Source organism: Capnocytophaga genosp. AHN8471 (genome assembly GCF_016806945.1).
Lineage (GTDB): Bacteria > Bacteroidota > Bacteroidia > Flavobacteriales > Flavobacteriaceae > Capnocytophaga > Capnocytophaga periodontitidis.
In genome coordinates this window covers 101,393-122,216 of sequence record NZ_JAESPJ010000006.1, presented here as the reverse complement: position 1 = coordinate 122,216, position 20,824 = coordinate 101,393, and the positions used below count along the sequence as shown (strand labels likewise).

The following is a 20,824-nucleotide window of genomic DNA, read 5'->3' as shown; positions in this document are numbered from 1 at the left end:
AGAATAATAAAAATGATTTATTCATATTGATTGTTTTTATAATGAAGCTATTTAAATTTTTCCTATAATAAAGTAAAAGTTCCCGAAAATTAGGAACTTTGTGTTTAAACACGTTTAATATAAGAAATTCTTCTACCTTACATTTTATGTATCCAAAATTCGGGGTTGAGTCGTGTGGTATTTTTGTATAAAAAGAACTTCATTTCGGTTTTGCCATTGCTATCGGTGAAGATTTTGCCTAACACTTCTTTGGCTTTTACCTTATCTCCTTTCTTCACATATACATCGGTAAGGTTGTAATAAATAGTAATATAATTCCCGTGACGCACTTGCACTACTTTGTTGCTGCCAGGGATAGACTGTATCGCCGATACTTCACCTTCAAACACACAACGGGCTTCAGCGCCTTTTTCGGTGGCAATGGTTACCCCATTGTTATAGTGTTGCAATTCAGGGTATACGGGGTCGTAGTACACGCCAAAACCTTGTGATTTATACCCTTTCACTACAGGCCATATCAAGTTGCCTTTGTTGGCTTCAAAGCTATCGGCGACACGGCGCGACTCGGGGGTGAGGACAAAAGTTACCTCGGCATCAGAAGCTGATGGAGGGGTAGAGGTGGTCATTCCTCCTTGTGTTTTAGGGGCATTGTCCTTGCCTCGGTTGAGGGCTGCCAAACGCTCTTTTTCACGTTTGTTAGCCTCGATAATCGCCAAGCGGATGAGGCGTTGTATTTCGCGGTCGATGGCGTTGGCTTGTTTTTGTTTTTCGCGTATTTGAGCTTCGTAACTGCGTTCTACTGTACGGATATTAGCCGCGAGGGTTTCTAATTCCTTTTTCTCAGTCTGCAAGGTAGCTTGTTCTTGGCGTTGTTCTTCAAGCACTTGGTTTTTGGTATTCCGTTGAGCTATGAGGGTATCGTTGAGGCTTTTAATCTTATTGGTTTTTGTTTGGATGAGGGTAACTTGTTCTTTGCGGTAGTTCACGTACTGTTTCATATAAGCCAAACGCTTGTAGGCTTGAGAAAAACTTTCGGATGAGAGTAAGAAGAGCAATCGGTTTTGAGCAGATTTACTTTTGTACGACTGTTTGATAATTTTGGCGTATTCGCTTTTGTGGTATTCTAATTCTTTTTTGAGGGTGCGCATTTGCTCCTCGTTATCGGCGATTTCTTTAGAAAGCAGATTTGCCTGCTGCTGATTGATTTGTATCAGGCGGGTGCGCGCTAATATCTTCTCGTTAGCGACTTCTATTTGTTGTACGGTGGTTTTGTGTTGCTGACTTTGTTGCTGGCGCAATGCCGACATCTCCTTGATTTGTTCAAGCAGTGCCTTTTTGCGTTGTTCTAATTCTTTTTGCTTGGTTTGTGCTGTGAGCAGTAGCGGGAAGCAAAGCAAAAAGAGTGTTGTTTTTAGTATATTCATAATGTGATGTAATTCACAAGACTGTTACAGACTTTGACAAAGTATCAATTTTTAATGGTTATTTCTTTCATTCCTGAAGGGATTTTAAAGGGGAATGAGAGATTTTTATCTAAATCCAATCCTTTGAATTCTAAAGAAATTTGGGTGTTGCTATCGCCTTCGCTGGCAACTATTTTGATAGTGTGAGGCAAGAGGAGTTTGTCTACTTGTTGATAAGTGTAAGTAGCAGTGGCTTTTTGTTTGCCACCTAAATGATTCACTTCGGTAACACCTACGCGGTAGTTATCGGGCAAAAAACGGTAAATCGCTTCTATGGGTGATTCGCCAGTGACTTCGATGTTATACATATTGTTGTCCTCATTGAGGAGCTTGATAGTGCCTTCGCCTTTAAAGCTGAGACTGTAAAGCGCATTGCCTAACAGAAGATTTTGCAATTCGGTAAAGCCTACCTCTACCCCTAATAACTTACTGATATAGCTAAAGTCACCGCTGAAGTACGAGCTGTCTAAACGGTTGTAATATTCAGCTTTTTCGGGGGTGATGAGTGCTTTGGCAACGCCTAAAGGAGCAGAAATCCATATTGTTTTATCTTTTTCCATACGGAAAGAAAGAGGCAGGCTTTGCTCGTTTTTACCGTCGTTATAGGTTACCTGCAAACTCCCGCTCAAGGTATTGAAAGAGGGGAATGATTTTAGGTGGTGGTTGATAATTTCTTTGGATTGTTTATCAACGCTAACTTTTCCTGCAGGAGTTACCAAATTTTGTTTGGTTTTACAACTCACCAATAAGATAGTTGTAAGGATTAAGATGATTTTTTTCATAATATTTTCTGAATTTGTCGATTTGCTAAAAGAGCGAGTCGTACGGGCAAAACTTTAGCAAAGTACTATCCATTTGATAAGGCGCGTTGTTTCTTCATTTTTGAAGTGCTTCGCTCCCTCACTCGGCGAGCTTGAGCTCTTGCTTCTTCTAAGGTAACGGGTGGCTGCTTGGATAGTATCTCCATAGCTAACTTTGCCCGTTCCGCAAATGATAGTTTGTAACTCATATTTCAATTTGTTAATTTCCAACGCTGCTAAATTGCTAATTTCCTCCTGTGCTTCCAAAGCCTCCGGTTCCTCTTTCGGTATCGGAAAGTTCGGTAACTGTTTGGAAAGAGGCTTTTGCGTATGCAGCAAATACCATTTGGGCGATGCGGTCGCCGTGGGTAATGGTAAAGGGTTCGTTAGAGAGGTTTACGATAGGCACTTTCACTTCGCCGCGGTAGTCGCAATCAATGGTGCCAGGGCTGTTGATCACAGTGATGCCGTGCTTGATAGCCATTCCGCTACGAGGGCGCACTTGAGCTTCATAGCCTTCGGGGATTTCCAAGAATAAGCCAGTAGGCACAAGGGTGCGTTCTAAGGGTTGCAGGGTGATATTGCTATCGGGGAGATTGGCGCGGAGGTCTACCCCTGCAGCTCCTTCGGTTTGATAGGAAGGAAGCTCGTTATTAGATAAGTTTTTAATTTTTACAATCATTATTTTTTAGTTGTTATATCGTTTACGAACTCGGCAAATTGCGAAAGAGGTGCTTTTTTACCGTTTTCAAAGAGTATAAAAGGTTCTTCACCTATAAAGCCGAGAGTCATTCCTTTTTCTTGAAAACTTTCGACATCGTCGAACTGAGGAGAGAATACTTCTTCTCCTTTTGCATTTACAAAGCCCCAAAGCTCGTCTTTACATACGGCAGCCATTTCGTTGCAAAATTCGCTGACTTCATCGTATTGCAGAGGTACGATTTCTTCGCCTTTGGCATTGATAAAGCCCCATTTCTCAGCAATCATCACGGCAGCAAACTCGCCATTATCGTCAAATTCGGCAGCTTCGTCGTATTTTAGTTCGCAAATAAGTTCACCTCGTTTATTTACAAAGCCCCATTTATCATTTTTCAGTACGGGAGTAAATCCGTTGTTAAACCCGATAATTTCGTCGTATTCAAAAGGGATAATCACCTCGTCGTTTTGGTTGATAATACCCCAATAATTGTTGTGAATTACTTTGGCTACACCATCGAAAAAGCCCTCAGTTCCTTCGTATTTATAAGGGATTACGAGTTCATTTTTCTTATTGATAAATCCCCAAAGGTTGTTTTTCTTCACAGGGGCGAGGCCTTCGCTAAAGGAATCGGCTTCGTCGTAAGTAAAAGGGATGACTTCTTTGCCTTTGGTGTTGATAAAGCCAGCTTTACCATTGATTTTTACGGCAGCCATACGTTCCGAAAATCGGTCGGCATCGTCGTAAATCACGGGGATTGTGAGTTCACCTTTGGTATTTACGAAGCCAAATTTTCCGTTTTTCTTCACTTTGATAAGCCCTTCAGAAAAAGTAAAAACTTGGTCGTAGTACACAGGAACAATTTCTTTGCCAGCAGTGTTGAGCACGCCCCAAAGATTGCCTATTTTCACGGCAGCTGTTCCGTTGATAAAAGGGAAGGTACCATCGTATTTAAACGGGCATATTTCTTTGCCATTTTGGTTTACGAACCCCCATTTGCCGTTGCGTTTAGCAGCAGCGAGGTTGTTACTGGTTAGGATTTGAGATTCTTCATAGTTTTTTCGCCACAATTCTTGCGGTATTTCCATTCGTTTTCGTTTTTTCTTTATTATTGGGGGCAAAGGTACGAATAATTTGTCAATTAGCAAATTAGCAAATTAGTAAATTGGTGGTGGAAAATGTTACATATTGCGACCTTGTTCATCGGGGTAGAGGGTGTGTACGGGGTCGCTTTGCCAATAGTCGCGGGTGTCGATATCCATAATAGTGATGCGCCCTTTGAAGGCAGCACCCGTATCAACATTGGTTACTCCGTTGAAAGAAAGCGGTTTATCGGTGCCTAATCGGGTGGTGGGGGTATGCCCGATGTATATTTCGGTATAGAGTTTTAGTCGGTTAGGGAAATGCGGGTCGGTAGGGGAGAGGTTGCAACTTTGGGCGACTTCCCAGAGGGTTCTATCCCAATAGAACATTTGTTCAAAATGTTCGTGGGCGATGCCACGCAGGTTGGTAAATCCGGCGTGGAGGAAGAGGCGATTTTTGCTGTCTAAGTAGTGATTTTCAAGCTCGGTTAAGAAGTTGAGGTGAGCGTTGCGGCGTTCGTGAGAGATATTGCGGTAGGCTTTTTCGGTAGCTTTGCCGCCGTGTAAGCGCCAAAGGGTATCCATAGGTTTCCCTAAGAGGAAATCGTAGCATAAGGCATCGTGGTTACCGCGCAAAAAGAGGCAGCGGTGTGTTTGGCGATAGCCGATGAGAAAATCCAATAGTTCAGGGGTTCCGCTCCAGCCATCGGCGTAATCGCCGAGGAAGATAAGGAAGTCGTCGTGCTGAATATCAGCGCGTTGCAAAACTTGAATAAGGGCACGAGGAGCGCCGTGAATATCGCCAATAACAAGAGTTCTCATTGTAATAAAAGGGTATTGATGAGGCAAAAGTAGCAAAAATATTTGGATTTTAGGGATAAAATGTTTTTATTTGCAGACTAAAAACTATATAAGCGATGGAATTAGGTAACAAACACAAATGGAGTACCGTTACGACGGTAGGTTTTGCGCTTTTTGCGATGTTCTTTGGAGCGGGCAACTTGATATTACCCCCTTTTATAGGATTAGAGGTAGGCAATGAGTGGCTGTGGGCACTTTTAGGCTTTTTTATCACGGCTATTATCGCCCCATTTTTAGGCGTGCTGATGGTAGCCAAAGCAGGTACAAACTTCACTCATTTAGGCAATCGCATTCACCCAAAACTCATCAAATGGCTTACGCTGTTTGTGATATTGTGTATAGGTCCGCTGATTGCCATTCCGCGTACGGGTTCTACTACTTTTGAGGTAGGGATAGCCCCTTTGTTACCCGATTTTCCTAAAATTGCATTTTTAGCTGTATTTTTTGGGGTGGTTTTAGTGCTTTCTATCTCTAAATCGAAAATTGTGGATATTATTGGGAAGTTTCTGACGCCTTTTTTGCTGATAGTGTTGGTGTTGCTCATAGCTTTGGGCATTCTATTCCCCTTGCACCACACACTTCCATCGGATTTTGTTGCTAAAGATAGTTTTGTTTTTGGCTTTACTGAAGGTTACCAAACGATGGATGTACTTGCCTCGGTGATTTTTGCGGGGATTATCATTTCGGCAGTGGGTGAAAAAGGCTATCGTTCACCCGAAAAGCGGTCTCATATCACATTGCTCTCGGGCAGTATCTCCACGATATGCTTACTGCTTATCTACGGCGGACTTATCTATTTGGGAGCGACTTCGGGCTATCTTACTGATAATGAAGTTTCACGCACCGACTTGCTATTGTATATTTCTCACTCGGTATTAGGGCGCTGGGGGGCGATGGCCGTTGCTCTGGCGATGGGCTTGGCTTGTCTCACAACGGCTATAGCGCTCACTTCGTCGGTAGGGAGTTTTTTTGAGGAGCTCACCAAAGGTCACTTGCCGTACAAAGCAGGGGTAATACTCTGCACACTTGTTTCTATAGTGCTTTCTATCAACAAAGTAGATAGCATTATACAATATGCGGCTTATATATTACTGTTTTTATATCCTATTGTATTCACAATCATTTTGGATGTGTTGCTCTTTGGCAATACTGTAAAATCGCGTACGCCCTACCTCGTGAGCATTGCTGTTACTGCAGTGTTATCGTTTATTGACAGTTGTAAAACTTGGGGAGTATCATCATTAGAGCAGGTGTATGCACTCAAGGCGTATCTTCCGTTAGATAGCTATTCGTTAGGGTGGTTGTTGCCATCACTATTGGCATTTTTAGGAGCAGCGGTGCTACAAGGAAGAGGTAAGAGATAAGAGGTAAGATGAAAACATTCTATCTATACATAGTATTGCTACTTAGTTTGGGTTGTAAGGCTCAAGAGTTTGATTTGCGCAGTATGAAACGCTTTGATGAAAAGGTTTTTAAGGATTGGGAAGTGGATACTTCTATATTGAATTGCAATCCTGCCACTACTTATTTGAAGAAAGGCGATAAGAGGGCTCAAATAATTATGGATGAAAATTTTAAACAAGTAAGGATATCCGACACCAATACCCCTTATGAACAAGTATTTCAGTATTATATAAAAACAGGTGTCCTAAAAAAAGGAACTACTCTTTTCTATGGGATGTCTATAGGGAAAACGCACACTTGTGATGAAAAAGGGAAACTTATCAAAGAAGAAAATTGGGATGCTCCTTATAAAGTATCTATTGAGGAGCTTATAACAATTTGCAAACAGAAGTTGAATTTAGATTTGTTAGATAAATCTTTGAAAATAACTATTCATAGATATAATGAAGAAAAAGCTATTTATATCATAAGAATTCCTTTTCCCAATACAAGAAACACAAAAGCCAAATATATTACCATAAGTGCTGACAATGGTGAAATTCTTTTTGATAAAATGTTATCTTCAGAAAAGGATTTTAATGATATATATCGATTAGAAGATAAGGAAAAATAAGCTTCTAAACCTCTCTTTCCACGATAAAATTTATCTAATAGTTTTGGCAATCTAAAAAATATATGCAAGATGAAAACATTCTATCTATATACATTATTGCTACTTAGTTTGGGCTGTAAGGCTCAAGAGTTTGATTTGCGCAGTATGAAACGCTTTGATGAAAAGGTTTTTAAGGATTGGGAAGTGGATACTTCTTTTTCTTCTATTCCTAACACTAAATTTTTAAAAAAGGGGAATAACAAGGTAAAAATCACTAAGGGAGATAAAATTATTGAAGTAGAGCTAAGTAGTGCGACAAATCCATATACTTATCTGTGTACTTATGATGCAAAACAAAAGAGACAAGTATCAAGAGGTGAGAAATTTCATAGAATGGAAGTAGGTATTTGGGAATATTTTGATAGCAACGGGAAATTGCAAAAGAAAATAGATGCTGATGAGGGATTTTCTTTTTCATTGAATGATTTGATAAAAAAGATGAAAAAAGAATATGGAATTGACTTGTTAGCTGCTATTCATATCAATATGAGTAGGGGATTTTTTAACAATCACAGATGTTATCAAATAGCTATACCCACGACTTCTGAATATGAATACGATGTTTATAAAATAGACGGAGAGACAGGAGAGGTGGTATTATCTCCTAAAATATAGGGAACAATTCCTCTACAAAGTAAAATCTACACTAAGGAAGAGAGAATAAGAAATCACAAAGTTATATTGAACTGATATTAAAGTAAAGAAAGAATACAAAAAAAGCAATACTTTTTAGTATTGCTTTTTTCTTGCTCCCCCTACTGGACTTGAACCAGTGACCCTCTGATTAACAGTCAGATGCTCTAACCAACTGAGCTAAGGAGGAATATTCTACTTGTTTTTTCTTAATTGCGGTGCAAAGGTACGACTATTTTTGAAACCTGCAAATTTTTAGGGAGATTTTTTTAAAATATTTTTTGTGTTTGTAGTTAAGATGTTTATTATCAATGGTTATTGATAAGTGTGGTTCGTGCCGTTAGATAATGAGAAAGGGGGCTGTATAGACTTTAACAAAGTCTATACAGCCCCCTTTTATTTTGGTATTACTTGTTATTTACAAAATAGTAATAGAACCACGGAATGGTTTCAATACCTTTTAGGAAGTTGAAAATACCGTAGTGCTCGTTAGGCGAGTGGATGGCATCGCTATCTAAACCAAAGCCTAAGAGAATTGATTTGCTGCCCAACTCTTCTTCAAAAAGGGCTACAATAGGGATACTACCACCTGAACGCACTGGGATAGGCTCTTTGCCAAAACTTTCTTTGCAGGCTTTTACCGCTGCTTGGTAAGCAGGCGTATCGGTAGGGGTTACATAACCTTGTCCGCCGTGATGAGGGGTTACTTTCACACGTACTCCTGCAGGAGCGATACTCTCAAAGTGTTTGGTGAAGAGTTCAGTGATTTCGCGGTTGTCTTGGTTAGGCACCAAGCGCATTGATATTTTGGCATAAGCCTTACTTGGGATCACGGTTTTAGCTCCTTGCCCTGTATAGCCGCCCCAGATACCATTTACATCAAGGGTAGGACGGATAGAGGCGCGCTCGGTAGTAGTATAGCCTTTTTCGCCATATACTTCATCGATATCTAAGGCTTTTTTGTAGGCTTCGAGTGAGAAAGGTGCTTTAGCCATTTCATCGCGTTCGGCTTGTGAGAGTTCTTCTACTTTGTCGTAGAAATGCGGGATGGTCACGCGGTTGTTCTCGTCGTGCAAAGAAGCAATCATCTTAGTAAGCACGTTGATAGGGTTCGCTACTGCACCACCGTATAAACCAGAGTGCAAATCGCGGTTGGCACTGGTAACTTCTACTTCCACATAGCTGAGTCCGCGTAAGCCCGTAGTGATAGAAGGAGTATCATTAGCCAGCATACTGGTATCGGAAATGAGGATGATATCGTTTTTGAGTTTTTCGTGGTTGCGTTTTACAAACCAGCTCAAACTTTCGGAACCTACTTCTTCTTCACCCTCGATCATAAACTTCACATTGCAAGGCAATACGTTGTTTTTCACCATATATTCAAGGGCTTTCACGTGCATAAACATTTGCCCCTTGTCGTCGCAAGCCCCACGAGCGAAGATAGCGCCATCGGGGTGAATATCGGTTTTTTTAATCACAGGCTCAAAGGGATCGGATTCCCAAAGCTCGATAGGGTCGGCGGGTTGTACATCGTAGTGCCCATATACCAATACGGTAGGTAGGGCAGGGTCGATAGTTTTTTCGCCATAGACGATAGGGTAGCCAGGGGTTTCACATATTTCTACCTTGTCGCAACCAGCCTTTTCTAAGGCGTTTTTTACGGCATCGGCGGTGTTGAGCACATCCTGAGAATAGGCAGCATCAGCACTAATAGAAGGCATTTTAAGCAGTTCTATCAGTTCCGCAATAAAGCGGTCTTTGTTTTCGTTGATATAATTTTTTACTGAATCCATTATGTATCGATTAACAATTTACAATTAATAATTAACAATTTCTCGTTTTAAAACGCAACAAAGGTACATTATTTTTCTAAAATACCAAAATTTCATCTATAAAAAGCCACGCATCACCGCCTTTAGGAGGGGTTTTGACATTTTTGAGGGTAATTTTGATATAGCGTGCTTCTTGAGAATTGAACTTCAGTGCGAAATCTTTTAAAGAGGGTTTTCCTCTCACTATACAAGGCTCGTTGTGGGTCGCTACTTCACGGTAGTTTTTGCCATCGGTTGAAAGTGAGATTGCAAATTTTATAGGGAAATAAATACCTGAGGATTGAGAATCCATTGCGCCTATACGCACTTCACTTACCTCGCTGGCTTGCTCTAAATCGAGGGTGAGGGTTACATCGTCGCCTAACCAACCGAGCCATTGCCCATCTTGGAAGTTTTGGGTACCACGAACCACATTGGTGAGGGTTGTCTCGCCTTGTCCTTGATATTTTTTGTGATAGACTGGGCTATAACTCATTTTCTTACCTATCGCTTTGTGGAATATTACCTCGCCAGTGGTAATGGTGTTAGTCGCCTTTCCACTAAAAACAGTAGCTTTGAAGGTAGTACTTTCATTGAAAGGAATAGGTTGGGTGTATTTTTCGGCTTTTTCTATGGGGGTATCGCCTAAAGCATAGCGAATATCGGCGTTAGGGACTTCACACTCTAATTTTAGGAAAATCTTGCCATTTTGGTTTTCTACGGTAGGCAATACTTGGTATATAGAGCGTGCATATTTTATTTTCATCACATCTAAACGCTCCATAAAGGTTTGGGTACGATTTATAAAATTGTTCCAATTTTTCAAGTTATCGGGTGTCCAACAGATTTCGGAAAAAGCTAACAAGCGAGGGAAGAGCATATATTCCGAATGTTCGGGGGTAGCTATGTATTCAGCCCATAAGTTGGCTTGGGAGCCTAAAACTTTTTTCTCCTCCCCCTTGCCCCCTCCCAAGGAGAGGGAGGTGAGGTTTTCTTTTTCAAGATTGTAGTGGTAGAGTTTTTTCAGTGTTAAATAACCGCCATTAGCTAGGGGTTCATACTCGGGAAGACCTTGATATTTGTTGATATAACAATCACTGGTGAGCACTACAGGGTTGCCTTGTTCGAGGGCTTTTTTACCTATATCAATGCCGCGCCAGTTCATCACCACTGCATCGTTAGCCAAACCACCGTCCATTATCTCATCCCAACCGACTAAAGTACGTCCTTTAGAAACTAAAAAGTCGTCTATACGTTTGATGAAATAGCTTTGCAATTGGTGCACATCTTTTAAGTGATGTTCTTTCATACGAGCCTGACATTTAGGGCATTTTTCCCACTCGGTGTGAGTAGCCTCATCACCACCTACGTGAATGTATTTGCTAGGGAAGAGAGCCATTACTTCGGTAAGCACATCTTCCAAGAAAGTGAAAGTCTCTTCTTGTCCTGCGCAATAGATGTCGGTGATAGGCCATACGGCACCTGAGGGCACTCCTATGGGGCGTTTGTGGCAAGAGAGTTCGGGGTAAGCGGCTATGGCACTCATCACGTGGGCAGGCATTTCTATTTCGGGGATTACCGTAATACCACGAGCAGCGGCGTATGCTACAATCTCTTTGATATCCTCTTGGGTGTAGAAACCGCCGTATTTTTTAGGAGCAGAAGCAGGATTGACAAAGGCGTTGGCAGGGTTAGTGGTGCGCTCATCCCATAGTTTATCCTCTTGATCTACGCGCCAAGCACCTACTTCGGTGAGTTTAGGGTATTTTTTTATTTCGATGCGCCACCCCTCATTGTCTACCAAATGGAAATGAAAAGTGTTGAGCTTGAGCATCGCCATACGGTCGAGGGTTTTCAGTATATATTCTTTAGAGAAGAAATGACGAGAAACGTCCAACATCAGTCCGCGCCAAGGGTACTGGGGAGCATCAGTGATAGTAACTGCAGGTATGACCCAATCGGTTTGTACGGGGGTGGAGCTTTCAAACTCTTTGGGTAGTAGCTGACGTAGGGTTTCGAGCGCATAGAGCGCCCCGTTATAGTCGGCTGCGGTGATAGAAATCTTATCAGGTTCTACTACAAGGGTATAGCCTTCTTTTGGCAGAGATTTATCAAGAGAAAGCAGTATATAGCTCGTTTGTATAGCTGCCTTTCTAAAGAACATTCTGAAGCCTGTTGCCTTTTCGTATTGTTCAACAAACAAGTTGGTCACAGGATATAGTTCAGGAGCGGTTACAAAAACAGTTTCTTTAGTAAATCGGAAACTACCCTTATTTAGGGTCATTGATTGGGGTTTAGGAATGATACAAATATCACTCTCGGTAAACTTCACTGTTTCTTGTTTAAGGGATTGGCAAGCAATGGTTAAGAGGGCGGTAAGAAATAAAAGTTTCTTCATCGGTATTAGTTGTTAGGGGGTTAAACTTCTTTTTTAAAAGTTGCTCGGCGTGCAAATATAATGGGGTCAAAACTTTTCCAGAGTTGCTGGATCGCGATATTCTCTTCGAGTTCGGGGGTGATAACACAGTGAGTAACCTTGTTGCGAGTGAAAACATCGTAGTAATAATCAAACAAGAGTGCTGGGATACCTTTACTTTGGTATTCGGGAGCAACCCCAATGAGGTAGAACTCAACGGTATCGTGGTGTTTTTTGGCTTGCAATAAGTGCCACCAACCCCAAGGGAAGAGTTTGCCTTTAGCTTTCTGTAAGGCTTTGGAAAAAGAAGGCATTACAATAGCAAAACATATCAGTTTGCCATCTTTATCTTCAATAAAGCGGATGTACTCAGGATTGATAAACGGAATATATTTCTGTTTGAAATAATCGCGCTGGCGATTGCTCACGGGTACGTAAGAAGCTAACTTAGAGTAGGTTTCATTGTAGAGATCGAACATTGCATCGACGTGCTTGAGCACCTCTTGGGTAGTGGGGGTGTCAATAGATTTTACTCCATAGCGTTTTTTAATGGCTTCGGCTGTTTTTTTGAACAATTCGGGTTTAGCATTCTTTATGAGGAAAGACATATCGATAAAGCCTTTTTCTTTAGTGAAACCTAATTGCTCTAAATGTTGTTTGTAGTACGGATAGTGGTACCACGTCATCATATTGGAGATATGGTCGTAGCCCTCAGTGAGCAAACCCACCTTGTCCATACTCGAAAAGCCCATAGGACCTTCGATATATTCTAACTGGTATTCGCGAGCTTTCTCGGCTACTTTGTTGAGGAGAGCTTTGGTAACCTCGATATCGTCAATCATATCGAGCCAGCCAAAACGCACTTTTTTTGCACCTTGTTTGAGGTCGTGTTGGTTTACGATAGCAGCCACACGTCCTACCATTTTACCTTTTTCGTTGTAAGCGCCGTAGAAGAAGGCTTCGGCATTTTCAAACACAGGGTTTTTGGTTTTATCAAAAGATGCCACTTCGTCGTTGATGAGAGGCGGTACCCAATAAGGATGGTTAGGGTATAGTGATAGAGGGAACTTTACAAATTCGGTAAGTTCTTTTTTAGAGGAAAGTTCTTTAATCGATAGCATTACGTCTGTTTCTTTTAGCTTTTTTCTTATGGTCTATTTTAGTAGGTTCTACTTTTTCTTTGAGTACTTTTTTGATATAGCTATTGTGATTGTCGATGCGGTAAGAAGCGCCTATCAAGCCCATATAACGCTGAGGTGTGTCTTTCCAGCCGAAGCCTACATCGGCATTGAGTTGCAATTTATCAGAGGCTAAAAAGGCTACCCCAAGGCGGGTGATCTGGTCGCGGTATTGCTTGTTATACACTCCTTGTTGTTCGGCAAAAATACTGAACCAACCGTTGTCTAAATTATGAGTAACGGTGAGGATATAACTATACTCGGTACTTTCTTTTTTTAAGAATCTATCGGCGATGAGGTTGGCTACGATTACCACACGAGGGATAGGCTCAGCTTGGAAAATAGCAGCTACTTTGGGTGATAGTTGGGGTACTTCCTCATAATAATAACGCTTGTTAGGCAGGAAATTCATACCCACATAGAGGGCAATAGAGGGGGTGAGGTTGCGCCAACGGAAAGAATTGTTAGCTTTCCAGCTGTATATATTAGGTTTTTCGTCTAAAAAATCGGGTTTGAACAACTGGTATTTTGCTCCAATAGTGTTGTTTACAAAGCCAAAATGAGAGGAAGAACTGTTATGCTCGAGAGTATAGTCGTAGGCAAGGGTACCATTGAGCATTACTTCTAATTGTTCTTTAAAGAAGCCATAGCGCACGGCATAATTCACTCCTGTAAAGTTCATAGAAGTGCCGGTTTTTTTATGGTTGCTGCGTTCGTACCACAAGCCTCCTTCGAACTGCAATACGCGAGCCCCTACGGCATAGGCACTTTGAGAATTACCGGGAAGATTAGAGTTGATAATCTCGGTATATTGAGCGGTGGCTGCCATTGGCAACAGTGCGATTAAGAGTAAGGAGAGTTTTTTCATTGTAAATAGAAAATTTTAGGCGACAAAGATAATAAATAATTACGAATTACGAGTTACGAATTACGAAATAATTACGAATTATGAAGAGAGGTATTAGCTCAAAGACGTTTGTTCTACTTAGAGAGGAGGATTTGTAAAAACGGTTTTTTATAAAACAAAATGTTTTTCTATGGAATTTAAGGATAAAAATATAAAAAAGGTTGCTCAGCGTTTGCTAAACAACCTTTGTAACAACTTGTGATTTGTTATTACTTTTTCTTTTTATTCTCGAAATTTACGGCGCAAGAGTCGATTTCGGATACACGAAGGGTGTTTACCATTCCTTTGCCTTGCATTGGCATTGATACGAGACTTATCATTATATCGCCCATATCCACATAGCCTTTTTCGTTGGCAATATGGTTGATGTCCTCAATCAATTCATCGGTAGAAACAAAGCGATCGTAGTAGAAGGTGGTTACCCCCCACAAGAGGTTCAACTGGGTGAGGATACGCTTGTTAGAGGTGAAAATGAGGATGTGTGAATTAGGGCGGTATGACGAAATACGGAAGGCAGCATACCCACTGTTTGTAAGCGAGGTAATTACCTTGGCATTGGTGTCGTTAGCCATTTTCGCTGCGTGGAAACAGATCGTATTGGTTACATAGCGCAACGAACGTATAAATGGTGTGATGAGAGGAACTTGGATAAGGTTAGAATCCTCTACACTTTTGATGATACGAGTCATCTGCTGGATTACTTGTACAGGATATTTACCTATTGAAGTTTCACCAGAGAGCATTACCGCATCGGCACCGTCCATTACTGAGTTTCCTACGTCGTTCACCTCAGCACGGGTAGGGGTAAGGCTTGAAATCATACTTTCCATCATTTGGGTAGCGATGATTACAGGGATGTGGTGTGATTTAGCTTTGTGCACTAATTCTTTTTGGATAAGAGGCACTTCTTCAGCTGGAATTTCTACCCCAAGGTCACCACGGGCAACCATAATACCATTACAAGCTGCCATAATCTTATCGATGTTTACCAAAGCTTCAGGTTTTTCAATCTTGGCAATGATAGGAATTTCGTGACCAGCGTTTTCTTTGATTAGTTCTTTTAAATCTTGGATATCTTCGGGGTGTCGCACGAATGAAAGTGCGAACCAATCAACTTCTTGAGAAATAGCGAAAAGAGCGTCGCGTACATCTTTTTCAGTAAGAGCGGGGAGTGATACTTTTGTATTAGGTAAGTTTACACCTTTTTTAGATTTGAGAGGACCCCCTTGTACAACTACAGCTACAACCTCGTTTTCACGGTTAGTAGATTCCACTTCAAAGATAAGTTTCCCATCGTCTAACAAGATGCGTTCACCAGGGTTTACATCTTGAGGGAACGCTTTGTAGTTCATATAGGCGCGTTCTTTAGTACCTACAAAAGGTTCACCTGTAACGAAAGTAACGCGGTCGCCAGGGTATACCACAGCATCGTCTTCCATTACCCCTACGCGCAATTTAGGACCTTGGAGGTCGGCGAGGATAGCGGTATGGAACCCGTGTTCTTCGTTGATTTGGCGAATCATTTTGATGCGGTTGCGCACATCGTCGTAATCGGCGTGTGAGAAGTTGATACGGAAGACGTTCACGCCAGCCGCCATCATATCTTTTATCACCTCAGGACTTTCGGTTGCGGGGCCTAAGGTAGCTACAATTTTCGTTTTTTTTGTATTTAACATTCTTGAAAAATCTGTTTATATTTATTATTTAGTGTATCGGTATCAATAGTATAAGCGGTAGTGGCGGGTATTTCGGATATTTTAGAGAGCAGTGAGGTGGTATCGATGCGTCTTTCGGTGTCTATTTTTAGAAAGTAGTCTACTTTTTTAAATTTGTCTATCAGATAAGTAAGGGAGGTGGTACTCTCAAAAAGTGAAAGGGTGTGCATTTCTTTCTCTATTAGTAGTTTGTTGCCTATGCAGTGCCAAGCAGTTCCTAACAAGGGGTTTTCCCAATAGTAATACGAAAAATACTTACCAGAAAAAGTGTCTAACAGACTTGCTTTTTTGTTTTCTTTAGCCAATTGCAATTGCAGAGTTTTGTTCAGAAAATAAGCCAAGCGATAGTCGTCTAAAGCTGAATGTACAGCAAAGAGCTTGTAATCACAAGGTAGAATATCTATTAATTTAAGAACTGTAGCCATACTTCTTCACTTTCAGGCGGCAAAGATACGAACTAATTAGCTAATTAGCAAATTAGCAAGTTAGAAAATTGTTTTGGCACGGTTTTTGGTTTTAGGTAGTAAAATAATTTAGAAATCGCTATTATATTATATATTCTAAGGCGCGTTGCTGTGATAGTAACGCGCTTTTTTATTTTAGAATCGGAAGCCAAAGCCTATACCTAAAGTGCGGTATTCTGCTGTATCGGGTATTTCATCGGAAAGGATAGGTTTTCCGACCTCAAAACTTGTATATGAGGCATCTATCAATACACTTACAGTGAATGAATCTTCTACAGCAATAGGGATACTCAACCCTATTTTAGCTTCGCCAAAAGAAGCCTTTACTTGTTTGCTCAGTGGGATAAAACCAGATAGTTGTCCGTAAATATCGGCATAAGAAGCCTGAGGGAGCATTCCTCTAACAACGATTCCTGCTTTTAAGGCGGTGGTTACGGGGGCTCTGAAATGGTGAATCCCCACAATACCTCCTACAGCAAAAGAATGGGTGAGTAGGTAATTAGCCGAAAAATCGGTGGAATAAATTACTTTTTCTTTAAACTTATGTTCTTTTCCATAAGAAGCATCTCTACCCAAATGATCTATAAAATGAACCCCATACGAATAAGTAGCTTTTTCTTTTCTCGGGATGTTTAAATTAGCACTTGCTTGGAAAAACCATCTTTTGTCAAAGAAATCTTGAGCGAGAAGCATTGAGGGCAATAAAAAAACTGCAATGTAAAGGATATTTTTCATTTGTTACAATCTAAAAATATTCTCAGCAATAGGCAATTTGCCTTTTACATCGTAAATGATTCCTTTTTCGTTTAGGTAATCGGCTATATTCATCTGTAAAAACTCGTTGTGTGCTACGCAAAGTACTACTACATCATTGTTTTTAGGGAGTTTTTCTTTTTCAGTTTCTACTTTAACGGCATACTCTTCATCAGCACGATTAGGGTCAGCCCAAGGGTCGTATATCACTATGTGAGCAGTGAAATTTTCGAGCGTGCGATAGATGTCTATAACTTTAGTATTGCGAGTGTCGGGGCAATTTTCTTTAAAAGTAAAGCCCAATAGCAGAATTTTGCTGTCTTTTACGGGAGTGCCTTGTAAACACAAGCGGTTGATAATCTGGTAAGCGATATAGCCCCCCATAGAATCGTTAGTTTTACGGGCTTCCATCATTAGGCGGGGTGAAACGCCGTGGAGTTTGGCTTTTTGTATGAGGTAGTAAGGGTCTACCCCTATACAATGTCCGCCTACCAATCCAGGGCGGAAAGGCAAAAAGTTCCACTTGCTGCTGGCGGCATCTATCACGGCATTCGTATCGATGTCGAGAATATTGAATATTTTGGCAATTTCGTTCATAAAAGCGATATTCACATCGCGCTGAGCGTTTTCTATCACTTTGGCGGCTTCGGCTACTTTGATAGAGGAGGCGAGATAAGTACCCCCAGTAAGTACTGAATTGTAAAGCGCATCGACCTTTGCTGCTACCTCAGGGGTAGAACCTGAAGTTATTTTGCAGATGTTCTCCACGGTGTGCTGTTTGTCGCCAGGGTTGATGCGTTCGGGTGAGTAACCTACGAAGAAATCGCGGTTGAACACGAGGTTTGATACCTTTTCTAAGACAGGTACACACACTTCTTCGGTTACTCCTGGGTAAACCGTTGATTCGTAAATCACAATATCACCTTTTTTGAGCAATGCCCCTACTGTTGCACTTGCTTTGCGGAGTGCGGTAAGGTCAGGTTGCTGATAGAGGTCGATAGGGGTAGGGACAGCCACGATATACACATTGCAATCGGCGGCATCCACAGGGTTTGTAGTACAAATGAGGTGAGTAGCCAAACGCTCTTTAAGCGTTTCACTACTGATTTCGCCGGTAGTATCTACCCCAGCATTGAGGCTTTCTACACGCACCTTATAAGGGTCGTAACCCACGGTGGGATATTTTTTAGCAAAGAGGCAAGCTAAAGGCAAACCCACATAACCGAGACCTATAATACCTATTTTCATCAATTAACAATTAACGATTAACAATTAATAATTAATATAAAGCTTCTAAAAACTCTTTTTTTGAAATGCTTTCATCAGTGTCAGCATCTTTGACTTCTACTTTCTTTATGAACTTCCATTGGTCATTCTTTTTAATGTAATAATATACTTGGGAAGGATATTTACAAACATAAATACCTTCTTCTCCTTCTATTTTCTCGAGATATTGAGCTGGAGTATATCTACCTATGAGTTTATAATCAGAAAGATGCTGTTCAACTCTATTCTTTAATAATATATTTATCTTTTTTAAATCTTCTTGGGTATAGTAATAAGAATCTTCAATGCCCTTATATCGAAACTGAGGGGAAATCTTTTCCTTGATCAAGAAATCTTCCCAATATTCCTTTTCAGCAGTTGTTTGAGGTAAATAACATACCATAAATTGACCTTTTTCTTTAACTAAATCACTTTTTAAGGGGAAACGATTTACTAATTCAAAGAAATAGTTATTAGGCAAAGTATTAAGTCCCTCAATCCCTTCTAATGTAGTTTTATCAGGTTGAGAACAGCTTGTCTGAAAAATAACAGCAGCTAATATTATAAATGTTCTTTTTATTTTCATACTATTAATCTTTATTATATTCTTCGAAAGGGGTATTGTTTAAATTATCCACTTTCTGTTCCTCACCATTTTTATCTACATATATTCTTTTGATAGCTAATATGTTATTCGTTTCTGGATCAATAGCAAAAGTAGTATACCTAAATAACACAGGTATTGAGGAATAGTTTTCTTTTATTGTAAAAGTATTGTTCTCAAAAGTAATCCCCATAAAACCCTTTGCGTCAGTCCTAGAACCATCATTAGATTCTTCATAGGCACTATATAACAACACATCGTTTATAAACTCTTTAAAAGAGCCTTTTTCACTAAGCCTTATTCTCGTTACGAAATAAGCTCCACCATTTAAATTATTTTTAGGTTGGTAGATAAGTATGGAGTCGTCTATACCATCACCATTTAAATCCTTTTTCTTTGAATAGACGATTTTATCTATGCTATTATCACCAAATACTAAATCTCGCCATTTACCCCCTCTTTTAACAAATACATCAGCAAGAGAATACCTATCTGTTCTATCACGATCACTTAAATCAGCATTTGCTTTGATAAGTAGTTTAGCCATTTCGTAGTTGTTCTTTTCATACGCTATCAACAGAGGTGATTCCCGAAAATAGTCTTGTGGATAAGGTAGCGGTACACTTTCGGGAGAAGCTCCTTTTTGTAATAAATAACTTACTACTGGTAGGCTGTTGGATTTACAAGCTATGATAAGAGGACTTGATCGAAGAATATACGAACTTCCTGGTAGCTGATAATCACCATCAAGTCCTAAATGTTCTTTATAAACATCTTCAAAAATATATTTTACCAAGGGCAAGTTGCCACTTTCAAGAGATACTAAAAAAGAATCAAATTTTCTTTCCCCTTTTTGTTTTGCGAAATCTCTATCAGCACCTTTGGCGAGAAGTGTTTTCACGGCTTCTAAATCACCTTTTTTGCAAGCTAACCCCAATTGAGTGTATTGAAAACCATCTTCATTAAAGCAAAAATCATCGATATTAGAAGTATCTTCTTCCACAGTTTCAGTAACTGTAGTGGTGGCTACACTATTGTCATACAGAACTTGCTGTTGTTGGCAAGTACTTAACAACAGAAATGAGTATAATATGAGAAAGGTTGTTTTCATTTTTTTTAAATCTTTCTTGATTCATATATTATTTCGTTTATTTTTTCAGGATCATAATCTTCAAAAAGGATTTCTCCAAAGTCTTTTTGTGTTGCTTGAACATTAGAAGGCTTTCTCTCATCCCACCAATAGGTGATATCACCAAATCGGTGTAGAACAATCTTATTTTTACTATATTTAAAAGTAATATACTTTTCAGCGGTATAATTCCCAGGTACTTCAGTGTCTAATTCAATGGTGAAAAAATTGTCTTTAAAAGCAATTCTTTTGAAGAAAAAACCTTCCATACTTGGATAGATTTTTTCATTGTGAAAGAATTTGTACTTATCACCTCCTTGATGAATTAACAAAATAATAGGGGCAACCAAAGTCTTATGGTCATCAGACTTTAAATCGTTGTTATTTTTAAAAACAAGAAAGATATCTTTATCACCATCTTGATTGAGGTCGTGTTGATACATTTTTTTCAGCGTAAAGAGCTTAGATTTTTGTATGCGATTGATGACCTCAGAAATATTTTTAAATTGAATCATCTCCCCGCTATCATTTTGAATGATCCCTTCTTCTGTTATGACGATGTCCTTAGGAGTAGTAATATTGGGAGTCTTATTAAAAATCCATTCTTTTATTTTTTTATCATCTAAAAATAAAGACGCTCCCAACTCATTATGGATAAGATTAATATGAGCAATACTCTTAAGATGCAGTGTATCTAATATACGGAATTTTTCTACATCTTCATTTGAAAGAAACTTTTCTAAACTAAAAACAAAATAATGATAGTGTAATGGTTTGTAAACACTATAACAAAGACTATCAGATTTAAAATGACTGATATTTTTTATACATTCATAATCAGAAAGCTCATCACCAGCATAAAATTCTTTTCCTATAAAAATCTCATCTTTTGATGAATTTTCTTTATCCAAAGATTGCTTTTCCTCTTTCTGGAAAGAACAATTATGCAACAGGAATAAACTTAAAAAGGAAATTATTACCTTCATCAT

General features: G+C 39.8%; 20 protein-coding genes and 1 tRNA gene. 3 read left to right on the top strand and 18 right to left on the bottom strand.

Features of this window, described 5'->3' with window-relative positions:
• Nucleotides 1-137: 137 nt before the first annotated feature.
• The 6 genes from JMN12_RS02280 to JMN12_RS02255 form a co-directional block, all read right to left on the bottom strand.
• Nucleotides 138-1,424 (bottom strand): murein hydrolase activator EnvC family protein, encoded by a 1,287-nt coding sequence (locus tag JMN12_RS02280; RefSeq protein WP_203136690.1) that lies wholly within the window; start codon nt 1,422-1,424, stop codon nt 138-140.
• 44 nt (nt 1,425-1,468) lie between these two features.
• A complete protein-coding gene (locus JMN12_RS02275) occupies nt 1,469-2,245 on the bottom strand; it encodes a DUF4292 domain-containing protein (RefSeq protein ID WP_198465660.1) in 777 nt (258 codons plus the stop codon).
• Between the two features lie 54 nt (nt 2,246-2,299).
• Entirely contained in the window at nt 2,300-2,479 is a 180-nt protein-coding gene (locus tag JMN12_RS02270; protein WP_238423788.1) for a hypothetical protein, read from the bottom strand.
• Between the two features lie 28 nt (nt 2,480-2,507).
• The gene (gene dut, locus JMN12_RS02265; protein ID WP_203136685.1) at nt 2,508-2,945 is read right to left on the bottom strand and encodes a dUTP diphosphatase; all 438 of its coding nucleotides are present in this window, start codon (nt 2,943-2,945) and stop codon (nt 2,508-2,510) included.
• Nucleotides 2,945-4,048, bottom strand: a complete 1,104-nt coding sequence (locus tag JMN12_RS02260; RefSeq protein WP_203080917.1) for a WG repeat-containing protein — start codon at nt 4,046-4,048, stop codon at nt 2,945-2,947. The genes dut and JMN12_RS02260 overlap by 1 nt, the downstream gene beginning before the upstream one ends.
• A 93-nt stretch (nt 4,049-4,141) precedes the next feature.
• Nucleotides 4,142-4,864, bottom strand: coding sequence for a metallophosphoesterase (locus JMN12_RS02255; RefSeq protein WP_203136683.1), 723 nt, complete (start codon nt 4,862-4,864; stop codon nt 4,142-4,144).
• A 95-nt stretch (nt 4,865-4,959) separates the two neighbouring features.
• Between JMN12_RS02255 and brnQ the strand changes: the two genes are divergently transcribed.
• The 3 genes from brnQ (at nt 4,960) to JMN12_RS02240 (ending at nt 7,574) form a co-directional block, all read left to right on the top strand.
• Nucleotides 4,960-6,267, top strand: a complete 1,308-nt coding sequence (gene brnQ, locus JMN12_RS02250; protein WP_203136681.1) for a branched-chain amino acid transport system II carrier protein — start codon at nt 4,960-4,962, stop codon at nt 6,265-6,267.
• Nucleotides 6,268-6,275: 8 nt separating this feature from the next.
• A complete protein-coding gene (locus tag JMN12_RS02245) occupies nt 6,276-6,920 on the top strand; it encodes a hypothetical protein (protein WP_203136679.1) in 645 nt (214 codons plus the stop codon).
• Between the two features lie 69 nt (nt 6,921-6,989).
• Nucleotides 6,990-7,574, top strand: coding sequence for a hypothetical protein (locus tag JMN12_RS02240; protein ID WP_203136677.1), 585 nt, complete (start codon nt 6,990-6,992; stop codon nt 7,572-7,574).
• Between the two features lie 134 nt (nt 7,575-7,708).
• On the opposite strand, the gene JMN12_RS02235 is transcribed toward JMN12_RS02240, so the two are convergent.
• From JMN12_RS02235 to JMN12_RS02180, 12 genes are all read right to left on the bottom strand, one after another.
• A tRNA-Asn gene (locus JMN12_RS02235) sits at nt 7,709-7,782 on the bottom strand.
• 217 nt (nt 7,783-7,999) lie between these two features.
• Complete coding sequence (locus JMN12_RS02230; protein WP_088592914.1) at nt 8,000-9,385, bottom strand: dipeptidase; 1,386 nt, start codon at nt 9,383-9,385, stop codon at nt 8,000-8,002.
• Between the two features lie 76 nt (nt 9,386-9,461).
• Nucleotides 9,462-11,801 carry a glycoside hydrolase family 20 protein gene (locus tag JMN12_RS02225; RefSeq protein WP_203136675.1) on the bottom strand — a complete coding sequence of 780 codons (2,340 nt, stop codon included), beginning with the start codon at nt 11,799-11,801 and terminating at the stop codon, nt 9,462-9,464.
• A 20-nt stretch (nt 11,802-11,821) separates the two neighbouring features.
• Complete coding sequence (locus JMN12_RS02220) at nt 11,822-12,940, bottom strand: GTP cyclohydrolase (RefSeq protein ID WP_203136673.1); 1,119 nt, start codon at nt 12,938-12,940, stop codon at nt 11,822-11,824.
• On the bottom strand, nt 12,927-13,865 hold the full coding sequence (locus JMN12_RS02215) for a transporter (RefSeq protein WP_203136671.1): 939 nt from the start codon (nt 13,863-13,865) through the stop codon (nt 12,927-12,929). The genes JMN12_RS02220 and JMN12_RS02215 overlap by 14 nt, the downstream gene beginning before the upstream one ends.
• A gap of 248 nt (nt 13,866-14,113) precedes the next feature.
• Nucleotides 14,114-15,580, bottom strand: coding sequence for a pyruvate kinase (gene pyk / locus JMN12_RS02210; RefSeq protein WP_203136669.1), 1,467 nt, complete (start codon nt 15,578-15,580; stop codon nt 14,114-14,116).
• Nucleotides 15,574-16,044 (bottom strand): IPExxxVDY family protein, encoded by a 471-nt coding sequence (locus tag JMN12_RS02205; protein ID WP_198465647.1) that lies wholly within the window; start codon nt 16,042-16,044, stop codon nt 15,574-15,576. Before JMN12_RS02205 ends, pyk begins: the two co-directional genes overlap by 7 nt.
• A gap of 174 nt (nt 16,045-16,218) precedes the next feature.
• Complete coding sequence (locus JMN12_RS02200; RefSeq protein WP_203136667.1) at nt 16,219-16,818, bottom strand: hypothetical protein; 600 nt, start codon at nt 16,816-16,818, stop codon at nt 16,219-16,221.
• Between the two features lie 3 nt (nt 16,819-16,821).
• Nucleotides 16,822-18,084 carry a nucleotide sugar dehydrogenase gene (locus JMN12_RS02195; RefSeq protein ID WP_203136657.1) on the bottom strand — a complete coding sequence of 421 codons (1,263 nt, stop codon included), beginning with the start codon at nt 18,082-18,084 and terminating at the stop codon, nt 16,822-16,824.
• 31 nt (nt 18,085-18,115) lie between these two features.
• Nucleotides 18,116-18,688, bottom strand: a complete 573-nt coding sequence (locus tag JMN12_RS02190; protein WP_203136648.1) for a hypothetical protein — start codon at nt 18,686-18,688, stop codon at nt 18,116-18,118.
• A gap of 4 nt (nt 18,689-18,692) precedes the next feature.
• Complete coding sequence (locus JMN12_RS02185; protein WP_203136646.1) at nt 18,693-19,817, bottom strand: ankyrin repeat domain-containing protein; 1,125 nt, start codon at nt 19,815-19,817, stop codon at nt 18,693-18,695.
• A gap of 5 nt (nt 19,818-19,822) precedes the next feature.
• Nucleotides 19,823-20,824 (bottom strand): hypothetical protein, encoded by a 1,002-nt coding sequence (locus JMN12_RS02180; RefSeq protein WP_203136644.1) that lies wholly within the window; start codon nt 20,822-20,824, stop codon nt 19,823-19,825.